At 63.5% G+C, this 21967-nt stretch carries 15 protein-coding genes; 13 read left to right on the top strand and 2 right to left on the bottom strand.

Features of this window, described 5'->3' with window-relative positions; genetic code table 11:
• Positions 1-11: 11 nt before the first annotated feature.
• Both I6F36_RS03790 and I6F36_RS03785 read right to left on the bottom strand, forming a co-directional pair.
• Positions 12-1577, bottom strand: a complete 1566-nt coding sequence (locus I6F36_RS03790) for a PfkB family carbohydrate kinase (protein WP_225171035.1) — start codon at positions 1575-1577, stop codon at positions 12-14.
• An 87-nt stretch (positions 1578-1664) separates the two neighbouring features.
• Positions 1665-2681, bottom strand: coding sequence for an SDR family oxidoreductase (locus I6F36_RS03785; RefSeq protein WP_036041505.1), 1017 nt, complete (start codon positions 2679-2681; stop codon positions 1665-1667).
• A gap of 166 nt (positions 2682-2847) precedes the next feature.
• Here I6F36_RS03785 and I6F36_RS03780 point away from each other — a divergent pair, with 166 nt between their 5' ends.
• The 13 genes from I6F36_RS03780 to I6F36_RS03720 all read left to right on the top strand — a co-directional run bounded on the left by I6F36_RS03780 (position 2848) and on the right by I6F36_RS03720 (position 21899).
• The gene (locus tag I6F36_RS03780) at positions 2848-3435 is read left to right on the top strand and encodes an SIS domain-containing protein (RefSeq protein ID WP_225113231.1); all 588 of its coding nucleotides are present in this window, start codon (positions 2848-2850) and stop codon (positions 3433-3435) included.
• 12 nt (positions 3436-3447) lie between these two features.
• Positions 3448-4464, top strand: a complete 1017-nt coding sequence (locus I6F36_RS03775; protein ID WP_057029628.1) for a lysylphosphatidylglycerol synthase transmembrane domain-containing protein — start codon at positions 3448-3450, stop codon at positions 4462-4464.
• An 82-nt stretch (positions 4465-4546) separates the two neighbouring features.
• Complete coding sequence (locus I6F36_RS03770) at positions 4547-5815, top strand: class I SAM-dependent methyltransferase (protein WP_036010990.1); 1269 nt, start codon at positions 4547-4549, stop codon at positions 5813-5815.
• Positions 5816-6142: 327 nt separating this feature from the next.
• Positions 6143-6334 carry a preprotein translocase subunit SecE gene (secE, locus tag I6F36_RS03765; RefSeq protein ID WP_036010992.1) on the top strand — a complete coding sequence of 64 codons (192 nt, stop codon included), beginning with the start codon at positions 6143-6145 and terminating at the stop codon, positions 6332-6334.
• Entirely contained in the window at positions 6334-6888 is a 555-nt protein-coding gene (gene nusG, locus I6F36_RS03760; RefSeq protein ID WP_018647229.1) for a transcription termination/antitermination protein NusG, read from the top strand. The genes secE and nusG overlap by 1 nt, the downstream gene beginning before the upstream one ends.
• Positions 6889-7017: 129 nt before the next feature.
• Complete coding sequence (rplK, locus tag I6F36_RS03755) at positions 7018-7446, top strand: 50S ribosomal protein L11 (RefSeq protein ID WP_011088164.1); 429 nt, start codon at positions 7018-7020, stop codon at positions 7444-7446.
• 6 nt (positions 7447-7452) lie between these two features.
• On the top strand, positions 7453-8145 hold the full coding sequence (gene rplA / locus I6F36_RS03750; protein ID WP_025037003.1) for a 50S ribosomal protein L1: 693 nt from the start codon (positions 7453-7455) through the stop codon (positions 8143-8145).
• 90 nt (positions 8146-8235) lie between these two features.
• The gene (locus tag I6F36_RS03745; protein WP_225171034.1) at positions 8236-9189 is read left to right on the top strand and encodes a 2-hydroxyacid dehydrogenase; all 954 of its coding nucleotides are present in this window, start codon (positions 8236-8238) and stop codon (positions 9187-9189) included.
• 582 nt (positions 9190-9771) lie between these two features.
• Positions 9772-10290, top strand: coding sequence for a 50S ribosomal protein L10 (gene rplJ / locus I6F36_RS03740; RefSeq protein WP_036010998.1), 519 nt, complete (start codon positions 9772-9774; stop codon positions 10288-10290).
• 54 nt (positions 10291-10344) lie between these two features.
• Complete coding sequence (rplL, locus tag I6F36_RS03735) at positions 10345-10725, top strand: 50S ribosomal protein L7/L12 (protein ID WP_036027614.1); 381 nt, start codon at positions 10345-10347, stop codon at positions 10723-10725.
• Positions 10726-11208: 483 nt separating this feature from the next.
• Positions 11209-15333: a DNA-directed RNA polymerase subunit beta gene (rpoB, locus tag I6F36_RS03730; RefSeq protein WP_036027612.1), complete on the top strand. Its 4125-nt coding sequence runs from the start codon at positions 11209-11211 to the stop codon at positions 15331-15333.
• 129 nt (positions 15334-15462) lie between these two features.
• Entirely contained in the window at positions 15463-19659 is a 4197-nt protein-coding gene (gene rpoC, locus I6F36_RS03725) for a DNA-directed RNA polymerase subunit beta' (protein ID WP_036011015.1), read from the top strand.
• A gap of 185 nt (positions 19660-19844) precedes the next feature.
• Positions 19845-21899 (top strand): FAD-dependent oxidoreductase, encoded by a 2055-nt coding sequence (locus I6F36_RS03720; protein WP_225171033.1) that lies wholly within the window; start codon positions 19845-19847, stop codon positions 21897-21899.
• Positions 21900-21967 lie beyond the last annotated feature (68 nt).

The raw sequence follows: 21967 nt of genomic DNA, 5'->3' as shown, positions 1-21967 counted from the left end.
CTTCGATCGCGCTACTTCAACAACGCGGTGACGAACTTGACCAACGGCGCTTTCTCGACCGAGTTGCGGTGGCCAACGATGCCGACCTTGATCGCGCCCGCCGCATTGCCGATGAAGGCGACGTCCTCGATGTTGCCGCCGGCCGCCACCAGCGGCGCCGTGATTGTCAGGAAGGCATCGCCCGCACCGACGGTGTCGACGACGGTCTTGGTGAAAGCAGGGACGCGCGCAACGCCGGTCTTCGACGAGAAGGGGTAGCAGCCGAAGGAGCCGTGCGTGATGATCATGTTGTCGCAATCGATCTTGCGATGCAGGCCGCCCTCGATCACCGATGCGATGTCGTTGAACTTGTCGGTGGCGGCCAGGCGCGCTTCCGGTGCGTCGATGCAGATGTAATCGGCCCGCGGATACTTCGTGATCAGGTTGTAGCCGTGGTTGCCGCTGTTGCTCTGGGCGTTGACGGCCAGGAACTTGGAATTCGCGATCAAGGCGTCGATCGTGCTGGATGCGATCATGCCGTGTCCGAAATCGGTGACGATGACGACGTCGGCCCCGCGGACGCGCTCGGCGGTGACGCGATCGATCTCCGTGCGCGCGGCCTCGTCGAGCGGCGTGTCGTCCATCGTATAGACTTCGAACAGCTTGTGCAGATAGCCCATCTCGACGTACCGCAGCTTGCGGGTGGTCGGACGGCCCTGAACGCGGATCGGCGTGAGCTTTACGTTCGGGCGGGCATGCGCCCGAATGAACTCTTCGGGGTAGTCGTTGCCACCGAGCGTCGTGACGATCTCGACCGACTTGCAGAAGCTCGCGACGTGATTTGCCGCGGCAATGACGCCGCCGGCAAACTGCTCGCCGTTCTTGAGCAGGGTCGCGACGATGTTCTCCTTGGAGGCCTTCCCGAGCGCCGTGACGTATTGGTATTCGTCGATGATGGTGTCGCCGACCAGCACGACGTGCATGTCCTGGATCTTGTCGATCAGCTTCAGCAGGCGTTCGGCGCCGCCGCCATCGCGCACCTTCTGGAGGTAGTCGCGCAGCGGCGGATCGTAGATGTCGAAATAACGGTTCAGCAGCGACGACGAGCTGAACGTCACGTCCCGCGTGAAGACGATGCGCCCGCCGTGACGCTCGACCGCCTCGCGCTCCACTGCGATCTTGCCGGTCACGTCATCCTCGGGATTCTCGTAGTCCGAGCCCTTCACGTAGATGTCAGGGCGCACGGTATCGAGGACCGGCTCGGCGCTGGAGGTCTGATTGATGCCGACCCAGTCGACCGTGCCGAGCGCGGCCAGCATCTCGGCGCGCATGTTCTCCGGAAAGATCGGCCGTCCCGGGCCCTTGTTGACGTAACGGTCCGCGGTGATGGTCACCACGACGACGTCGGCCTCGTTGCGGGCTGCCAGGATGTGCCGGACGTGACCGAGATGCACCAGATCGAACACGCCGTGGCAGAGCGCAACGGTCAGGCCCTCAGCCTGCGCGGCGCGCGCAATCTCGCCGAGCTCCTCGATCGTCTTGATCTTCTCGTGCGGTGCCGGATGGCCGGCCGGCCTGTCTGTCGCAGCATTACCCATGTGAATGACCCAAGGCGCCGGTCGGTCTCAGTTGGCCGGCCCGGACGTGATCGGCTGGCGGCAAAATTGGGGGGTGAACGAATCTGCTCAACGGCTTGCCTTCTGCGGGGTGACCTTGTCGTCACCGAGATATTTGAACCAGTCCTTGGTGGCGTCGGCGATCTTGTCCACCGTCCAGAGCGGAGCGTCCTTGTACTGGTCCATCGACCTCAACATCGTCGCAACGCCGTCCTCGAACTTCACCTTCGGCGCCCATTTCAGGACCCGCTTGATCTTGCTGATGTCGGCGTAGGTGCAATCGGGCTCGCCCGGGCGCTTGGGAATGTGGACCTTGTCGCCGCCGAGGAGCTCGACCAGGCGGTTCACGCTGTAGGTGTTGTCCGAGCCGACATTGAAGATCTCGTGCGAGACGTCGGAGCGCGCGGCGGTCACGAAGGCATCGGCGACGTCGCTGACGAAGGTGAAGTCGCGCGTCTGCTCGCCGTCGCCGACCACCGTGAAGGGCTTGCCCGCCAGCTTCTGTGCCATGAACACGCCGAACACGGCGCCGTAGGTGCCGGTGGTGCGATGGCGCGGTCCGAACACGTTGAACAGGCGCAGCGCCACGGCGGGCAGCTTGTAGACCTGGCACCAGTGCATGACGCATTGCTCACCGAGATTCTTGGTGAGCGCGTAAGGATACATCGGCCGGATCTCGGAACTCTCCGGCGTGGGATAGACATCCGGAATGCCGTAGCAGGAGGAGGAAGCCGCATAGATGAAGCGGCTGGCGCCCGCGTGCCGCGCCGCTTCGAGAACGTTGACCGTGCCGTCGACATTGGCGCGATGATAGGGGATCGGCGATTCGATCGAGGGTACGATGTCCGCCAGCGCGGCGAGATGGAAGACCCAATCCACCCCGTGGAAATACGGTTTGATCGCGTCCAGATCAGTGACGTCCGCCCGCACGACCTTCAACTGGCTCGAACCGGCGCGTGCGGCGAGGTTTTCAGCGCGTCCGATCACGAAATTATCGAGCGCAATGACCTCATGGCCGTCATCGAGCAGGCGATCGACGAGGTGACTTCCAATGAACCCGGCGCCGCCAGTAACAATGCATTTCATAGGGAACATCCGTGACGCGAATGCCCAGCGAAATAGGCTCGCCAATGTTGAGTGAAACCCGAAAAGCCGACTATCAGCCGCCCGCAAACTTTGCAAGTATTATACCTTTGCAATCCTTGGTAATAGCCGGTATCACCCGGTAATGTTGCAATCGAGCCGTCAGCCCATGCCTGCCGAATCCGTCGATCCCGACCACAAGGCTTTCCTCGACGATTACGTGGGGCGCCTGCATCGCGCGACGGCGGTCGACGACGGTATTTTTGCGAGGATCTCCGCGACGCGCGCGTCCTGGTTACGCACGCGCGAGCAGGGCGGTCGCGTCATCTTCATCGGCAACGGCGGGTCAGCCGGCATCGCTTCGCATTTGGCGATCGATCTGGCGAAGAATGCGTCGGTGCCCGCTCTCTGCTTCAGCGATGCGAGCATGATGTCGTGCCTTGCCAACGATTACGGGTTCGAGGACTGGATCGCGCACGCCGTGCGGCTGAATGCGCGCGCCGGCGATTGCCTCGTCGCGATCAGCTCGTCGGGGCGTTCGAAGAACATCCTCAACGCGGTCACGCAGGCGCGCAAGATGAAGCTCGACGTGATCACGTTGTCGGGCATGAACGCGGACAATCCGCTGCGCAATCTCGGCGACGTCAATTTCTGGGTCGACAGCCGCAGCTACAACATTGTCGAGACCACGCACCAGTTCTGGATGATGGCCGCAATCGACCTCGTCATCGGTCGTGCGGAATATCCGGCGTCCTGAGGCGGGCATCCGATGCAGTCGCGATTCAAGCATGCGGCCCTGTTTTCGGTGAAGCTGCTGCTGTCGATCGCCGTGCTGGTCTACATCGCGCGCGGTCTCGACCTGCGCCAGCTGCGCGACCATCTCGTCTCGGTCGATCCGGTCCTGTTCGTCGTCGCGCTTGCGCTGATCTTCGTCCAGACCTTCGTGCTCAACGGCCGGTGGGAGCTGATCATGCGCGCGCTCGGCGTGTCGCTGGATTGGCTCGCCGGCTGGCGGATACTGATGACCAGCCTCTGGTTCAATCAGGTGTTGCCGTCATCGGTCGGCGGTGACGCGGTGCGGATCTGGCTGCTGCGTCAACGCAGCGTGCAGTGGCCGGAGGCGGTCAAGGGCGTTGCAGCCGACCGCTTCACGGCATTGATCGGACTGGTCGTGCTGATGGTGGCCGGATTGCCGTTTCTGTTGTCGCGCGTGTCGAATCACGCTGCGATCCTGGCGATCGGCGGACTGACGGTGGCCGGCGTCGCCGGCACGCTGGTCCTGTTGACGCTCGACCGTCTGCCGAAACGCTTCATTGCGCTTCCCGCGATCGCGAGCTTCGTGCGGTTCGGAACGCTGGTCAGGTTTTTGCTCCTGCAGTCCGAGCGCCGTGCGCTGCTGTTCGGATCGGCGCTCCTCATCCATCTCGTCACCGCCGCGGCCTGCTACACCTTGGCGCGCGGCGTCGGAGCGCAGCTCTCTGTCCTCGACGCCGGCATTCTGATTCCGCCGGTGGTGCTGTTGACGGCGGTCCCCATCTCGATCAGCGGCTGGGGCGTTCGCGAGGGAGCGATGGTCGCCTGCCTGGGTCTGGCGGGTGTGTCGTCCGAGCAGGCGCTGTCGGTATCGCTCCTGCTGGGCGCCATTAGCGTGATCATCGGGCTCGTCGGTGGCGTAATCTGGCTGGCAAGTCCGGAGCGCGGCTCGTATTCGGCCGACAAGGTGGCCAAGGCAGCGGAGGACGCGCCCGGCTACGGGCTGGGCAACGAGGCCTCTAGCCACCCATGACCCGCTTGAGCCCGTTGCCGATCTGGTCTTCACAGGGTGGGATTATCCCACTCGCGCGCGTATCTCATTCTTCGGTTGCACGATGAAAAACCTGTTCTACGTCCGCAATACTTGCCGCCTCTGTCATTCCGACAAGCAAGAGCTGGTCGTTCCGATGGCAGGCATGCCGATCGGCACGCCGAACTTCCAGGTGCCAAACGCCAGCGTCGACGATCCCGTGTTCCGCGCTGCGGTGCCGATGGCGCTGCATCTGTGCCGGGACTGCGGCCACCTCCAGATCCTCCATGTCGGCAATCCGGAGATCCAGTACCGAAACTATGTCTATACCACCTCGCTCTCGCTCGGCCTGCGCGAGCATTTCGCTACCTATGCCGACGACGTCGTCAGCCGTTTCGGCATTGCGCCGGGTTCGCTGGTGGTCGAGCTCGGCAGCAATGACGGATCGCTGCTCGGCTTCTTCAAGGAGCGGGGGATGCGGGTGCTGGGTGTTGATCCCGCCGTCGACATCGCGCGGCGCGCCACGGAGGCGGGCATCGAGACCATCGGCGATTTCTTCACCGATGCCGTCGGTCGCCGCATCCTGCAGAGCCATGGCGCGGCGAGCGTCGTGATCGCCAACAACATGATCGCCAATGTCGACAATCTGGATCCGCTGGTGATCGGGGTTCGCGACGTGCTCGCACCGGACGGATTGTTCGTCTTCGAAACGCAATACGGCGTCGACGTCACCGAGAAGAACCTGCTCGATACCGTCTATCACGAGCATCTGTCGTATTTTAACATCAAGCCGCTGATCCGTTTCTTCGCCCGGCTGGGCATGGAGCTGATCGACGTCCAGCACATCTGGACCAAGGGCGGTTCGATCCGCGTGACCGTGCAGCGCGCCGGCGGCGCCAAGAAACCGTCGGCCGAGGTCGCGCGTTTCGTTGCCGAGGAAGACCGGCTCGGCGTCGATCAGCCGGCCTATTATGTGCCGTACGTGAAGAGGATCGCCGCCATCCGTGACGAATTGGTCGCGATGGCAGATGCCGCCCATGCGCGCGGTGAGCTGGTCGCCGGCTATGGCGTCTCGGTGGGCACCACGACGCTGCTGCCGCAGTTCGGCCTGGAGAACAAGATCGACTTCCTGGTGGACGACGATCCCAACAAGGGGAAGGTGATGGCGGGCCCCGGCTATGACATCCCGATCCTGCCGCCTGCCGCTCTCTACGAGCGCAAACCCGCGTTCGTCGTGGTCTTCGCCTGGCGCTATGTCGACCCGATCCGGGCCAAGCACGCCCGCTATTTCGCCGAAGGCGGGAAGTTCGTGGTGCCGCTGCCGGGGATTTCCATGGTCGACCGGGCCGACTGACGGCTCCCGATAGCCTTGCCGGGGATGGGATGGCGCGTTCCGGGCGGTCGACAAGTCCTTGATCCACATGGCCTCTGCACGACCCTCGGGGGGAGGGCGGCCTGCCCGGGCGAACTCTCTCTACCTTGACCTTTGGCCGCATCCGCAGTAGATACCCGGCACTCGCAGCCGGCCCGTTAGACGCGGATTTCCGGCGCGGCCTTGAAATCCCCGAACAATCGAGCCCGGTTTCCGGCTCATCCTTCGAGACAGAGGGCTGGGCCAACGGCGGCTGTTCGGATCCCTGAAATTCATTTGCGTCTGTCGACGGACGCTGGACCTCAAGCGATGGCAGTCAGCCCGTTCAAGTTCTTGCAGGAAGTGCGCTCGGAGACTGCCAAGGTCACCTGGCCGACCCGCCGTGAGACCACGATCACCACCATCATGGTGTTCGTCATGGTCGCGGTGGCTTCGATCTTCTTCTTCGCCGCCGACCTGATCATTCGCTACCTCGTCACCTTCCTCCTGGGCATTCAATGATGGCAACAGCAACCGCTCAAGTGTCCGACAAGCGCTGGTACATCGTCCACGCCTATTCGAACTTCGAGAAGAAGGTCGCCGAATCGATCCGCGAGCAGGCCAAGCAGCGCGGGCTCGAGGAGCTGTTCGAGCTGGTGCTGGTTCCAACCGAGAAGGTCACGGAAGTGCGCCGCGGCCGCAAGATCGACGCCGAGCGCAAGTTCTTCCCCGGCTACGTGCTGGTGAAGATGAAGCTGACCGACGAGGCGTTCCATCTGATCAAGAACACGCCGAAGGTCACGGGCTTCCTCGGCGCCGAGAACAAGCCGATGCCGATCTCGGAAGCCGAGGCCATGCGCATCCTGCACCAGGTGCAGGAGGGCGTGGAACGGCCGAAGGCGTCGGTGTCGTTCGAGATCGGCGAGAACGTGCGCGTGGCCGACGGCCCGTTCGCCTCGTTCTCGGGTGTGGTCGAGGAGATCGATGAGGCGCGCTCGCGCGTGAAGGTCGCCGTGTCGATCTTCGGCCGTGCGACGCCGGTCGAGCTGGAATTCGGTCAGGTCGAGAAGGTCTGATCGGGTAACGCGGGAGGCTTCGGTCTCGCGCAACAAGAGGCCGTGGGAGGGAGGGGCGGTTGCCAGCCGCATCCGACCCAGACCACGAACCTGAAACCGCCGGTCCTGCCGGCACAACAGGAGTGATACATGGCAAAGAAAGTGACCGGATACCTGAAGCTTCAGGTCCCGGCCGGCGCGGCGAATCCCTCGCCCCCGATCGGTCCCGCGCTCGGTCAGCGCGGTCTCAACATCATGGAGTTCTGCAAGGCGTTCAACGCCCAGACCCAGAAGGAAGAGAAGAACACCCCGATCCCGGTGATCATCACCATCTATGCGGACCGTTCCTTCACCTTCGAGATGAAGACGCCGCCGATGTCCTACTTCCTCAAGCAGGCTGCAAAAATCCAGTCCGGCTCGAAGGCGCCGGGCCGCGACAAGGCCGGCAAGGTGACCAAGGCGCAGGTGCGCGAGATCGCCGAGAAGAAGATGAAGGACTTGAATTGCGACACCATCGAATCGGCCATGAAGATGGTCGAGGGCTCGGCCCGTTCGATGGGTCTGGAAGTTGCGGGGTAAGCGGCCATGGCAATCGGAAAGCGTTTGAACAAAGCCCGCGAAGGCATTGACCGCGAAAAGCTTTACCCGCTCGCGGACGCCATCAAGATGGTCAAGGAACGCGCGAAAGCGAAGTTCGACGAGACCATCGAGGTCGCGATCAATCTCGGCGTCGATCCGCGCCACGCCGACCAGATGGTCCGCGGTGTCGTGACCCTGCCAAACGGCACCGGCCGTACGCTCCGCGTCGGCGTGTTCGCCCGCGGCGCCAAGGCCGATGAAGCCAAGGCCGCCGGTGCCGACGTGGTCGGCGCCGAGGACCTGGTCGAGAAGGTGCAGAACGGCACGATCGATTTCGACCGCTGTATCGCCACCCCCGACATGATGCCGCTGGTCGGCCGCCTCGGTAAGGTGCTCGGCCCGCGCGGCCTGATGCCGAACCCGAAGATCGGTACCGTGACCATGGACGTCACCGGTGCGGTGAAGGGCGCCAAGGGCGGCTCGGTCGAGTTCCGCGTCGAGAAGGCCGGCATCCTGCAGGCCGGCGTCGGCAAGGCCTCGTTCTCCGAGGAGAAGCTGGTCGAGAACATCAAGGCTCTGGCTGACGCGGTCTCCAAGGCGAAGCCGGCCGGTTCCAAGGGCACCTACATCCAGCGCGTTGCGGTGTCCTCGACGATGGGCCCCGGCGTGAAGGTCGAGCCGGGCACCATTCTCGGCTGAGGTTTGGAAATTGCATGAGGCGAGGGGCGGGATCGGGCGACCGATTCCGCCCCTCGTCGTTTGTGGCGGCGCTCTTCGGAAACAACAACAATGGCTGACAAGGTCCTGATCTACTCGCGCTTTCCCAAGTCGATGATGGCGCGCTTCGCCGAGCGGTTCGAGCTGCTCGACACCGGCGGCAAGCCCGTGCGGGAGGTGTTTCCGGCGGAGGAGCTGGGCGGCATCCGCGCACTGCTGACTGCTGGCGGCTCGCCACTCGGTGCGGAGGCGATGGACCTGTTTCCGAAGCTCCGCGCCATCGTCTGCTATGGGACTGGCTATGATGGCGTCGACTTGAAGGCGGCGGCCAGCCGGAACATCGCGGTCGGTCACAGCCCAGGTGCCAATGCGGCTTCTGTCGCCGACATCGCGATGACCTTGATGCTGGCGACGACGCGGCGGATTTTGGTGGCCGACCAATATGTCCGCAGCGGCGATTGGGCGGCCTCGAAACAGTCGCCGATGATGCGTCCCCAGGCCGGCATGCCCGGCCGCCGCATCGGCATCTACGGCATGGGTGAGATCGGCCGCAAAATCGCCGCGCGCTGTGCTGCTTTCGAGAGCGAGGTCGGCTATTTCAGCCGCACCCGGTATGATCTGCCCTATCAGTACTTTCAGACCCTGGAGGCGCTCGCCGATTGGTGCAGCGTCCTGATGATCGCGGTGCGGGCAGGGGCCGAGACCCAACATGCCGTCAACGCCGATATCCTCAGGCGCCTCGGGGCGGAGGGCTACGTCGTCAACATCTCCCGCGGCTCCGTCATCGACGAGAAGGCGCTGGTCGCGGCGCTCACCGACAAGACGATCGCGGGGGCGGGCCTCGACGTCTTCGAGAAGGAACCGCACGCGCCTGACGCCCTGACCGAACTCCCCAACGTGGTGTTCGCCCCGCATATCGGCGGCCACACCCTGGATTCGCACGTCGCGATGCAGAACTGCGTGCTGGCCAACCTGACCGCGCTCTTCGAGGGCAAACCGCTGCCGTATCGGGTCAAATCGGCCTGAATCGGCCCTTGTTGGGCCATCTCAAGCCCAACCGCCAATCGATTGGAACTGGTGTGAATTTTGCTCTTGGCAAGCAGGCTCCGAGCGGTTAAGAACCGCCTCCGGACGTGCCGGCCTCTGCTGGCGCGTTCGTGCACGCATTCCGAAAACCCGACACGACAGGAGATCATTCCTTTTCAGGACGTCCGTGAGGATTTGCCCGAAAAGGAAGGAAGATCCGTCTTTTGGCAGGGATGCGGGCAGAGGTCGGGCGGTTCGCCGGCTGACCTCGTCCTGTCCAAGACTGCAGGCGCCCGCGGGGAATCTCGATTCCTCAACGGCTTAATCGCATGGCCTGCATAGACGGGTGAAGACCGGATTTCACTTCGCATCCAGCTTTAAGGGCTGGTTTTGCGAAACGGGTCTGGTTCGGACCTCGACACGCCGTGGGCCCTTGGGCTCCCGGAGGGCAGGCTTTGAATTGTCGTCTTGCCCGGCGTGTCCGATGGGTTTTTGACCCGGAGGTTCAGGTTTGGGCGGGACGATGGGTGCAACCCGGCGGTCCCGCTTCTCGCGATGACCGCCAACCGGAGAGAGCTTGCTGTGGAACGAGCGGCAAAAAAAGAAGCGGTCGAACAGCTCAACGAGGTCTTCAAGACCACGAGCGTCGCGATCGTTGCTCAATATTCCGGCCTCACCGTCGCCCAGATGCAGAAGCTGCGCCAGCAGATGAAGCAGGCGGGTGCCGCGGTGAAGGTCTCGAAGAACCGTCTCGCCAAAATTGCTCTTGAAGGCACTGACGTCGTTGCCATCGGCCCCATGCTGAAGGGGCCGACCGTGATCGCGACTTCGAACGATCCGGTAGCGGCGCCAAAGGTCGCCATCGAATTCGCCAAGGCGAACGAAAAGTTCGTCATCGTCGGCGGATCGATGGGGAAGACCGTCCTGAATGTCGACGGCGTGAAGGCGCTTGCCTCGCTGCCGTCGCTTGACGAACTGCGCGGCAAGATCGTCGGCCTCATCGTGGCCCCGGCGACCAAGCTGGCCCAGCTCGCCAACGCGCCCGCGGGCAAGCTCGCGCGCGTCATCCAGGCTCATGCCTCAAAGGGCGAAGCGGCCTGACGCCCTTCGCAAAACTCAAACCCGAACCAGACTTACAGTTAAGGAAACTGAACAATGGCTGACCTGCAGAAGATCGTTGACGACCTCTCGAGCCTGACCGTGCTCGAAGCTGCCGAACTCGCGAAGCTCCTCGAAGAGAAGTGGGGCGTTTCGGCTGCCGCGGCTGTCGCCGTGGCCGGCCCGGCCGCTGGCGGCGGCGGTGCTGCCGCTCCGGCGGAAGAGAAGACCGAGTTCACGGTCGTTCTCGCCAGCGCCGGCGACAAGAAGATCGAGGTCATCAAGGAAGTCCGCGCCATCACCGGTCTCGGCCTGAAGGAAGCAAAGGACCTCGTCGAGGGTGCTCCGAAGCCGCTGAAGGAAGGCGTGAACAAGGACGAAGCCGACAAGATCAAGGCCCAGCTCGAGAAGGCTGGCGCCAAGGTCGAGCTCAAGTAAGCACTGCTTACTGGCGGGATCCCGGGCGGGCAACGGCTCTGCCCGGGATCCTGGTCCCCCTTCGAGAGGGTGGACCGGAATGCAAAAGGCGTGCGACGGAACGATCCGACGCAGGCCAAACACGAAAAAGTGTGGGGATTTGAGGGTTTGACCCTCGAATCTGCACTATTGTCGCCCCATATCGGGTCGGCAGCACGAAAGCGCGGTGGGCAGGGATGCCGGATTTCCCTGTAAGCCGTTGGGAGAGCAGGCTATTTCGGGCTTTTGCAGTCCGTGAAGATGATCGTTGTGACGGGCGGGCGCGCATCTGCGCCCCGCGCGTCGTTTTGCGTTTTGAAGGTCTGAAGAACAGATTCAGGACATCGGCGCCTGAAACTGCGTCTCCGGCCCCCCAAGACGGGTTCGAAAATTCAACCCGGAAAGCGGTGGCAGCCGCGGTCCGGACGGTGCGCCCAGGGCGGGCGACGAAAATGAGAGGCCACCATGGCGCAGCAGACATTCACCGGTCGCAAACGCGTTCGCAAGTTCTTCGGACACATCAAGGAAGTCGCCGAGATGCCGAACCTCATCGAGGTTCAGAAGGCGTCCTATGACCAGTTCCTGATGGTGGACGAACCCCAGGGCGGACGTCTCGACGAGGGTCTGCAGGCGGTGTTCCGCTCGGTGTTTCCGATCTCCGACTTCTCCGGCACCTCGATGCTGGAATTCGTCCGCTACGAGTTCGAGCAGCCGAAATACGACGTCGACGAGTGCCGCCAGCGCGGCATGACCTTCGCTGCGCCCCTCAAGGTGACGCTGCGCCTCATCGTGTTCGATATCGACGAGGAAACCGGCGCGAAGTCGGTGAAGGACATCAAGGAGCAGGACGTCTACATGGGCGACATCCCGCTCATGACGATGAACGGCACCTTCATCGTCAACGGCACCGAGCGCGTCATCGTCTCGCAGATGCACCGTTCGCCCGGCGTGTTCTTCGACCACGACAAGGGCAAGACCCATTCCTCGGGCAAGCTGCTGTTCGCCGCCCGCGTCATCCCCTATCGCGGTTCCTGGCTCGACATCGAGTTCGACGCCAAGGACATCGTCTATGCGCGTATCGACCGTCGCCGCAAGATTCCGGTGACGTCGCTGATGTTCGCCCTCGGCCTCGACGGCGAGGCGATCCTGTCCACGTTCTACAAGAAGATTCTCTACAAGCGGACCAAGGAAGGCTGGCGCGTTCCGTTCGACGCCAACCGCTTCCGCGGCTACTCCACGGTCAACGACCTGATCGATGCCGACACCGGCAAGGTCGTGCTCGAGGCCGGCAAGAAGCTCACCGTCCGCGCCGCCCGCCAGCTCCAGGAGAAGGGGCTGAAGGCGCTGCGCATGGCCGACGAGGAGCTGGTCGGCAACTACGTCGCCGAGGATCTCGTCAACCCCAAGACCGGTGAGATCCACGCCGAGGCCGGTGAGGAGATCACCGACAAGCTGATGAAGGCGCTCAACGAGCAGGGCTACAAAGAGCTGCCGCTGCTCGACATCGACCACGTCAATGTCGGCCCCTACATCCGCAACACGCTCTCGGCCGACAAGAACATGACGCGCGAGGACGCGCTGTTCGACATCTACCGCGTGATGCGTCCGGGCGAGCCGCCGACGCTGGAATCGGCGCAGGCCATGTTCCAGTCGCTGTTCTTCGACGCCGAGCGCTACGACCTCTCCGCGGTCGGCCGCGTCAAGATGAACATGCGCCTCGACCTCGATGCGCCCGACACCCAGCGCACGCTGCGCAAGGAGGACATCCTCTCCGTCATCAAGACGCTGGTGGATCTGCGCGACGGCAAGGGCGAGATCGACGACATCGACCATCTCGGCAACCGCCGCGTGCGTTCGGTCGGCGAGCTCATGGAGAACCAGTACCGCATCGGCCTGTTGCGCATGGAGCGCGCGATCAAGGAGCGCATGTCCTCGGTCGACATCGACACGGTCATGCCGCAGGACCTGATCAACGCCAAGCCGGCCGCCGCCGCGGTGCGCGAGTTCTTCGGCTCCTCGCAGCTCTCGCAGTTCATGGACCAGACCAACCCGCTCAGCGAGATCACCCACAAGCGCCGCCTCTCGGCGCTCGGACCGGGCGGTCTCACCCGCGAGCGCGCTGGCTTCGAGGTGCGCGACGTGCACCCGACGCATTACGGCCGCATCTGCCCGATCGAGACGCCGGAAGGTCCGAACATCGGCCTGATCAACTCGCTCGCGACCTTCGCGCGCGTGAACAAGTACGGCTTCGTCGAGACGCCGTATCGCAAGGTCAAGGATGGCCGTGTCACCGACGAGGTCGTGTACCTGTCGGCGATGGAGGAAGGGCGCTATTCCGTGGCCCAGGCTAACGTGCCGGTCGACGCCAAGGGCCGCTTCACCGAAGACCTCGTGGTCTGCCGTTCGAGCGGCACCCGCGACGTCGTGCCGATGACGCCCGACAAGGTCGACTACATGGACGTGTCGCCGAAGCAGCTCGTTTCGGTCGCCGCGGCGCTGATCCCGTTCCTCGAGAATGACGACGCCAACCGCGCGCTGATGGGCTCGAACATGCAGCGCCAGGCGGTGCCGCTGGTTCGCGCCGAGGCGCCGTTTGTCGGCACCGGCATGGAGGGCGTGGTTGCCCGTGACTCGGGCGCTGCGATCGCGGCGCGCCGTTCGGGCGTGATCGACCAGATCGATGCGACCCGCGTCGTCATCCGCGCCACGGAAGATCTCGATCCGACCAAGTCGGGCGTCGATATCTACCGCCTCATGAAGTACCAGCGCTCGAACCAGTCGACCTGCATCAACCAGCGTCCGCTGGTGAAGGTCGGCGACGTCGTCAGGAAGGGCGACATCATCGCCGACGGTCCTTCGACCGATCTCGGCGAGCTCGCGCTCGGCCGCAACGTGCTGGTCGCGTTCATGCCGTGGAACGGCTACAACTTCGAAGACTCGATCCTGCTCTCCGAGCGGATTGTGAAGGAGGACGTCTTCACCTCGATCCACATCGAGGAGTTCGAGGTGATGGCCCGCGACACCAAGCTCGGACCTGAGGAAATCACCCGCGACATTCCGAACGTCTCGGAAGAAGCGCTGAAGAACCTCGACGAAGCCGGTATCGTCTACATCGGCGCGGAAGTGCGCGCCGGCGACATCCTGGTCGGCAAGATCACGCCGAAGGGCGAAAGCCCGATGACGCCGGAAGAGAAGCTGCTGCGCGCCATCTTCGGCGAGAAGGCCTCCGACGTCCGCGACACCTCGCTGCGCGTTCCCCCGGGCGTGCAGGGCACCATCGTCGAAGTGCGCGTGTTCAACCGCCACGGCGTCGACAAGGACGAGCGTGCGCTGGCGATCGAGCGGGAGGAGATCGAGCGTCTCGCCAAGGACCGCGATGACGAGCAGGCGATCCTGGACCGCAACGTCTACAACCGTCTTGCCGAGCTGCTCGAGGGACGGCAGGGCATTGCAGGTCCCAAGGGCTTCAAGAAGGACACCAAGATCACCCGTGCGGTGCTCGAGGAGTATCCGAAGTCGCAATGGTGGCTGTTCGCTTCGCCGAACGACAAGCTGATGGCCGAGATCGAGGCCATGCGGAAGCAGTACGACGAGTCGAAGAAGGGACTGGAACAGCGCTTCCTCGACAAGGTCGAGAAGCTTCAGCGCGGTGACGAATTGCCGCCCGGCGTGATGAAGATGGTCAAGGTCTTCGTCGCGGTGAAGCGCAAGATCCAGCCCGGCGACAAGATGGCCGGCCGCCACGGCAACAAGGGCGTGGTGTCGAAGATCGTGCCGATCGAGGACATGCCGTTCCTCGAAGACGGCACGCATGCCGACATCGTGCTCAATCCGCTCGGCGTGCCTTCGCGCATGAACGTCGGACAGATCCTCGAGACCCATCTCGGCTGGGCCTGCGCCGGCCTCGGCAAGCGTATCGGCCAGACCGTCGATGCGTACCTGTCGAAGCAGGACATCAAGCCGCTGAAGGAGACCTTGAAGAAGGTCTACGGCGAGGACGAGACGATCAAGTCGCTCAACGACAACGAGCTGCTCGAACTCGGCCATAACCTCAGCCGCGGCGTGCCGATCGCAACCCCGGTGTTCGACGGCGCCAAGGAAGCCGATATCGAGGAGATGCTGAAGCTTGCTGGTCTCGACGCTTCGGGTCAGTCGACCGTCTATGACGGCCGCACCGGCGATCCGTTCGATCGCAAGGTGACGGTGGGCTACATCTACATGCTCAAGCTGCACCATCTGGTCGACGACAAGATCCATGCGCGTTCGATCGGTCCGTACTCGCTCGTCACCCAGCAGCCGCTGGGCGGCAAGGCGCAGTTCGGCGGCCAGCGCTTCGGCGAAATGGAGGTGTGGGCGCTCGAGGCTTACGGCGCGGCGTACACGCTCCAGGAGATGCTGACGGTGAAGTCGGACGACGTCGCCGGCCGTACCAAGGTGTACGAGGCGATCGTGCGCGGCGACGACACGTTCGAGGCCGGTATTCCGGAATCGTTCAACGTGCTGGTCAAGGAAATGCGCTCGCTCGGCCTCAACGTCGACCTGCACAACTCCAAGATGGGACCGGCGCCGACGTCGGAAGCGGCCGAGTAATTCGACCTGTCATGCCCGGCCTTCGCGGCCGGGCATCGGCGCCCCGCCCGAGGCCTTGAGGGCAGGGCGCCATGCAGAAGTGATTTTCGAATTTGCGGCCGGAGGCGACCGGCACGCGAGGAGAAGACGATGAACCAAGAAATTATGAATCTCTTCAACCCGACGACGCCGGCTCAGGTCTTCGACCAGATCCGGATCTCGATCGCGTCTCCAGAGAAGATTCTGTCCTGGTCCTACGGCGAGATCAAGAAGCCGGAGACCATCAACTATCGTACCTTCAAGCCCGAGCGCGACGGCCTGTTCTGCGCCCGCATCTTCGGGCCGATCAAGGACTACGAGTGCTTGTGCGGCAAGTACAAGCGCATGAAGTACAAGGGCATCATCTGCGAGAAGTGCTCGGTCGAGGTCACGCTGTCGCGCGTCCGGCGCGAGCGCATGGGTCATATCGAACTCGCAGCCCCCGTCGCGCATATCTGGTTCCTGAAGTCGCTGCCCTCGCGCATCGGCCTCCTGCTCGACATGACGCTGAAGGATCTCGAGCGGATCCTCTACTTCGAATATTACGTCGTGCTCGAGCCGGGCCTCACCGCGCTGAAGGACCGTCAGCTGCTGTCGGAAGACGAGTATCTGAAGGCGCAGGACGAGTACGGCCAGGACAGCTTCACCGCCATGATCGGCGCCGAGGCGATCCGCGAGCTGCTCAAGGGCATGGACCTCGAGAAGCTCGAGGCCTCGCTGCGTGCCGAGATGCAGGAGACCGACTCCGACATCAAGCACAAGAAGCTCGCCAAGCGTCTGAAGATCGTGGAAGCGTTCCGCCATTCCGGCAACAAGCCGGAATGGATGATCATGACCGTGATCCCGGTGATTCCGCCGGACCTGCGTCCGCTGGTGCCGCTGGACGGCGGCCGTTTCGCGACCTCTGATCTCAACGACCTCTATCGCCGCGTCATCAACCGCAACAACCGCTTGAAGCGGCTGATGGAGCTGCGCGCGCCCGACATCATCATCCGCAACGAGAAGCGCATGCTTCAGGAAGCGGTCGATGCGCTGTTCGACAACGGCCGCCGCGGCCGCGTCATCACCGGCGCCAACAAGCGTCCGCTGAAGTCGCTCGCCGACATGCTCAAGGGCAAGCAGGGCCGCTTCCGCCAGAACCTGCTCGGCAAGCGCGTCGACTATTCGGGCCGTTCGGTGATCGTGGTCGGTCCCGAGCTGCGCCTGCATCAGTGCGGCCTGCCGAAGAAGATGGCGCTCGAGCTGTTCAAGCCGTTCATCTATTCGCGGCTCGACGCCAAGGGCCTGTCCACCACCGTGAAGCAGGCCAAGAAGCTGGTCGAGAAGGAACGGCCCGAGGTCTGGGACATCCTGGACGAGGTGATCCGCGAGCATCCGGTGCTGCTCAACCGCGCCCCGACGCTGCACCGCCTCGGCATTCAGGCATTCGAGCCCGTGCTGATCGAGGGCAAGGCGATCCAGCTTCACCCGCTGGTCTGCTCCGCGTTCAACGCCGACTTCGACGGCGACCAGATGGCCGTGCACGTTCCGCTGTCGCTCGAAGCGCAGCTGGAAGCGCGCGTCCTGATGATGTCGACCAACAACATCCTGCATCCCGCGAACGGCCAGCCGATCATCGTGCCGTCGCAGGACATCGTGCTCGGTCTGTACTACGTCTCGATCATGCGCGAAGGCCTGCCCGGCGAGGGCAAGGTGTTCGGCGACATGGCCGAGCTCGAGCATGCGCTGCACGCGAAGGTCATCCACCTCCACACCAAGATCAAGTACCGGTGGGAAGGCATGGACGAGACCGGCAAGGTCTCCAAGCGCTGGATCGAGACCACCGCCGGCCGCGTCATGCTCGGCAATCTGCTGCCGAAGAACCCGCGCATCTCCTACGAGATCATCAACAAGCTGATGACCAAGCGCGAGATCTCCGGCGTCATCGACCAGGTCTACCGCCACTGCGGCCAGAAGGAGACGGTGATCTTCTGCGACCGCATCATGGCGCTCGGCTTCTACAACGCGTTCAAGGCCGGCATCTCGTTCGGCAAGGACGACATGGTCGTGCCGCACGGCAAGTGGAAGATCGTCGACACCACCCGTACGCTGGCGAAGGATTTCGAGCAGCAGTACAACGACGGCCTGATCACCCACGGCGAGAAGTACAACAAGGTGGTCGACGCCTGGTCGAAGGCGACGGAAGAAATCGCCAAGGCGATGATGAAGGAGATCTCCGCCACCAAGAAGACGGCGAGCGGGGCCGATGCCGACATCAACTCGATCTATATGATGGCTCACTCCGGTGCCCGCGGTTCGCCGGCCCAGATGCGCCAGCTCGCCGGCATGCGCGGCCTGATGGCCAAGCCGTCGGGCGAGATCATCGAGACGCCGATCATCTCGAACTTCAAGGAAGGCCTCTCGGTGCTCGAGTACTTCAACTCGACCCACGGCGCCCGCAAGGGCCTCGCGGACACCGCGTTGAAGACCGCGAACTCCGGCTACCTGACCCGTCGTCTCGTCGACGTGGCGCAGGACTGCATCATCACGCAGAGCGACTGCGGCACCAAGCTCGGCATCAAGATGCGCGCCATCGTCGACGCCGGTACCGTGGTCGCCTCGCTCGGCTCGCGCATCCTCGGACGCACGGCCTGCGAAGACGTGCGTGACAGCTCGGGCCAGGTGATCGTCAAGCGCGATACGCTGATGGAAGAGAGCCACGTGGATGCCATCCATCAGGCCGGCATCCAGGAGGTGAAGATCCGCTCGGCGCTGACCTGCGAGCTCGTCAACGGCATCTGCGGCAAGTGCTACGGCCGCGACCTCGCCCGCGGCACGCCGGTCAACCATGGCGAAGCGGTTGGCGTCATCGCGGCGCAGTCGATCGGCGAGCCGGGCACCCAGCTCACCATGCGCACCTTCCACATCGGCGGTGCGGCGCAGCTCAACGAGCAGTCCTTCGTCGAAGCCAACTTCGACGGCAAGATCGTGATCAGGAACAAGGCCATCGCCCGCAACAGCGAAGGTCACCTTATCGCGATGGTGCGCAACATGGTTGTCGCGATCGTCGATGCCGACGGCACCGAGCGTGCGACGCACCGTATCCAGTACGGTTCGCGTCTGCACGTCGACGAGGGCGACATGGTCAAGCGCGGCCAGCGCATCGTCGAATGGGATCCCTACACCCGTCCGCTGCTCACCGAGGTCGAAGGAACCATCGGCTTCGAGGATCTGGTCGAGGGGCAGTCGATCTCGGAAACGCTCGACGAGGCCACCGGTATCGCCAAGCGCGTGGTCATCGACTGGCGTTCGACGCGCGGCGGCTCGGACCTGCGTCCGGCCATCGTGGTGAAGGGCAAGGACGGCAAGGTGCTCAAGCTCGCCCGTGGCGGCGATGCCCGCTACATGCTGTCGGTCGACGCCATTCTCTCGGTCGACATCGGAGCCAAGGTCCAGCCGGGCGACATCCTCGCCCGTGTCTCGACCGAAAGCGCCAAGACGCGTGACATCACCGGCGGTCTGCCGCGGGTGGCGGAACTGTTCGAGGCTCGGCGCCCGAAGGATGCGGCGATCATCGCCGAAATCGCGGGCACCATCCGGTTCGGGCGCGACTACAAGAACAAGCGTCGCATCTCGATCGAGCCCATGGACAAGACCGACGAGCCGCGCGAGTACCTGATCCCGAAGGGCAAGCACATCCACCTTCAGGACGGCGACGTCGTCGAAAAGGGCGACTTCATCGTGGAAGGCAACCCGGCGCCGCACGACATCCTCGCGGTCAAGGGCATCGAGGAGCTCGCTGCCTATCTGGTCAACGAGATCCAGGAGGTCTACCGGCTGCAGGGCGTGCTCATCAACGACAAGCACATCGAGGTGATTGTCCGTCAGATGCTCCAGAAGGTGGAAATCACCGACCAGGGCGACACGGACATGATCTCCGGCGAGCAGGTCGACAAGATCGAGTTCGACGCGCTGAACGTGAAGGCCAAGGAAGAGGGCAAGAAGCCCGCCACGGGAACGCCGGTTCTGCTCGGCATCACCAAGGCGAGCCTCCAGACCCGCTCCTTCTTCTCGGCGGCATCGTTCCAGGAGACCACCCGCGTCCTCACCGAGGCGGCGGTCAACGGCAAGATCGATCCGCTCGAAGGCCTCAAGGAGAACGTCATCGTCGGCCGGCTGATCCCGGCGGGCACCGGCGCCTCCATGGCCAAGATCCGCGAAGTCGCCATGAAGCGCGACAAGCTGATCCTGGACGAGCGCGAGAAGCAGGCCGCCGTCGTGTCGCCGGCGCCGGAAGCCGAGCTTCCTGCGCTGCCGCCCGCGGAATGATCGTTCATCCGTAGGAATACCGAGGACAATGAAAAGGCCGGCTTTTGCCGGCCTTTTTGCTGCTTTGTTGCGATGCGGGATCAACCTTTGTTCATCTTTCCTTCAGCCGCAAAAGCGCTTGTGCTATGGCGCCTTAGACCGGTGGTCCCGCCAAGGGGGCAGGGCCGGAAGACCACGGAACTCTCATGCTTGATCTCGCAATCGTAGGCGGCGGCCCCGGCGGGCTGATGAGCGCCTGGTACCTGAAGCGCAAGCTCGGCGACCTCTGCCGCGTCACCATCTACGAGGCCTCCGACAGGCTTGGCGGAAAGATCGCCACCCGCAAGTTCGATTCGGCGCCCGCGATGTACGAGGCCGGCGTTGCCGAGATCTACGACTACTCGATGACGGGCCCGGACCCGCTGCGCGAGCTGATCCAGCATTTCGGCCTTCAGACCATTCCGATGGATGCCGAGCAGGTGCAGTTCGGCGGTGAGCTGCTCAACGACGTTCCCGGCATGCGCCGCAAATACGGCGCCAGGACTGCCGCCGCGATCGAAGCCTTCCGCAAGCGCTGCGCCGAGGTGATGTCGCCGGTGGAATATTACGAGGGCGTCGGCGCGCACGACAACGAACATCCCTGGGCCTACAAGACCGCCGAGCAGGTGCTCGACGAGGAGGTCGAGGACGTCACCGCAAAGCGCTTCTTCAAGGTGATGGCGCGTTCCGACATCGCGACCGAGAGCCACAACACCAACGGGCTCAACGCGCTCAAGAACTATCTGATGGACGTCGACGGCTATATCGGCCTCTATTCCATCCAGAACGGCAACGAGCAGCTGATCGAATGCCTGCAGTCGGAGGTCAATGCCGACATCCAGCTCAATCACCGCGTGCTCACCGTCGGCAAGGCGCCGACCGGCCGGTATCAGCTCAAGATGATGAACGGCAAGGGGCCGGAGACCCGTGACTTCGATCTCGTGCTGGTCTGCCTGCCGCATTCCTGGCTCGCCACTCTCGGCTGGGAGGGCGAGCAGCTGCGCAGGTCGATGGTCAAGCACGTCGCCTATTTCGACCGGCCCGCGCACTATCTGCGCGTCTCGATCCTGTTCGACGAGCCGTTCTGGGGCGACAAGATTCCGGGCGCCTGGTTCATGTCGGAAGCCTTCGGCGGCTGCTGCGTCTACAACGAGGGCGCACGTCACGACGTCGGCAAGCATGGTGTTCTGAACTGGCTCATTCCCGGCTCCGATGCGCTGGCTTTTGCCAATCTGTCGGACCAGGAGCTGATCGAGGCCGCCCTGAAATCGCTCCCAGCTTCTCTCGGCGATGCGCGTCTGCACTTCATGGAAGGCAAGATCCACCGCTGGCTGTCCTCGGTGAACGCGCTGCCTGGTGGTTTGCCCGCGCGCGACGTCATGACCAATCACCGGCCCGAGCCGAAGGAGCACCCCGGCATCGTGGTGGTTGGCGACTATCTGTTCGATTCGACGCTCAACGGCCTGCTCGATTCCTCGGACGCGGCGACCGACATCATCCTGACCGAGATGATGCGCCTGCGCCGCCAGCGCGCGCAGGACGACAAGCCGCTCTCGGACAAGATCGATCGCAAATATTTCGAGAATTATCGCGGTCTCGGCCCCTATCATCAGGCGTGGCGGCACTTCACCGATCCCGACTACCTGACGAAGCTGATCGGCATCGTCTGGGGCAGGGCGGCGGGCGCCAAGCTGCTGGTCGCGGGCTCAGCCAGCGGCGAACTGGTCGGCGCGCTGCGCGATCGCGGCATCGATGCATGGGGGATCGAGAACAACCGCGCGATCCACGACAGGACGCCGAAATCGCTGAAGAAGTACAACAAGCTCGGCACGATCACCGACATGCCGTTCAAGGACGGCACGTTCGACTTCGTGTTCGAGACCAGCCTCTGCCACGTTTCCCCGAAGCAAGTGGTCCGCGCGATCCGCGAGCTCAACCGCGTGGTCAAGACCGGCCTCGTGTTCGGCTCCATCACCTCGGACATGGCGCCGGCATTGATCGACCGCTACGACCTCTTGCGCGGAGTCAAGAAGCTCGGCACCTGGTGGGAATGGTCCGAACTGTTCTTCGGCAACGGCTTCGACCTGTCGATGCACCGCAAGGATTGCACCGATGCGCTGTGGGAGGCGACGCTCGCCGCCAACAAGGGGCCGGGGCAGTGGTACGCCGACGCGGACAGCTTGCGCTATTCCTTCTTCGACAAGGTCGAGGACGAGGACTAGCCCGGGGGACGCCAACCGAATTCGCCAATTGTTTTGCCGAATTCATCTTGATCGCATAGAATCGGTGC

Origin of the sequence: Bradyrhizobium sp. BRP19, from assembly GCF_020194195.1 — a bacterium.
GTDB lineage: Bacteria > Pseudomonadota > Alphaproteobacteria > Rhizobiales > Xanthobacteraceae > Bradyrhizobium > Bradyrhizobium yuanmingense.
The sequence above is the reverse complement of the archived record's forward strand: the minus strand, read 5'-3'. Positions and strand labels throughout refer to the sequence as shown.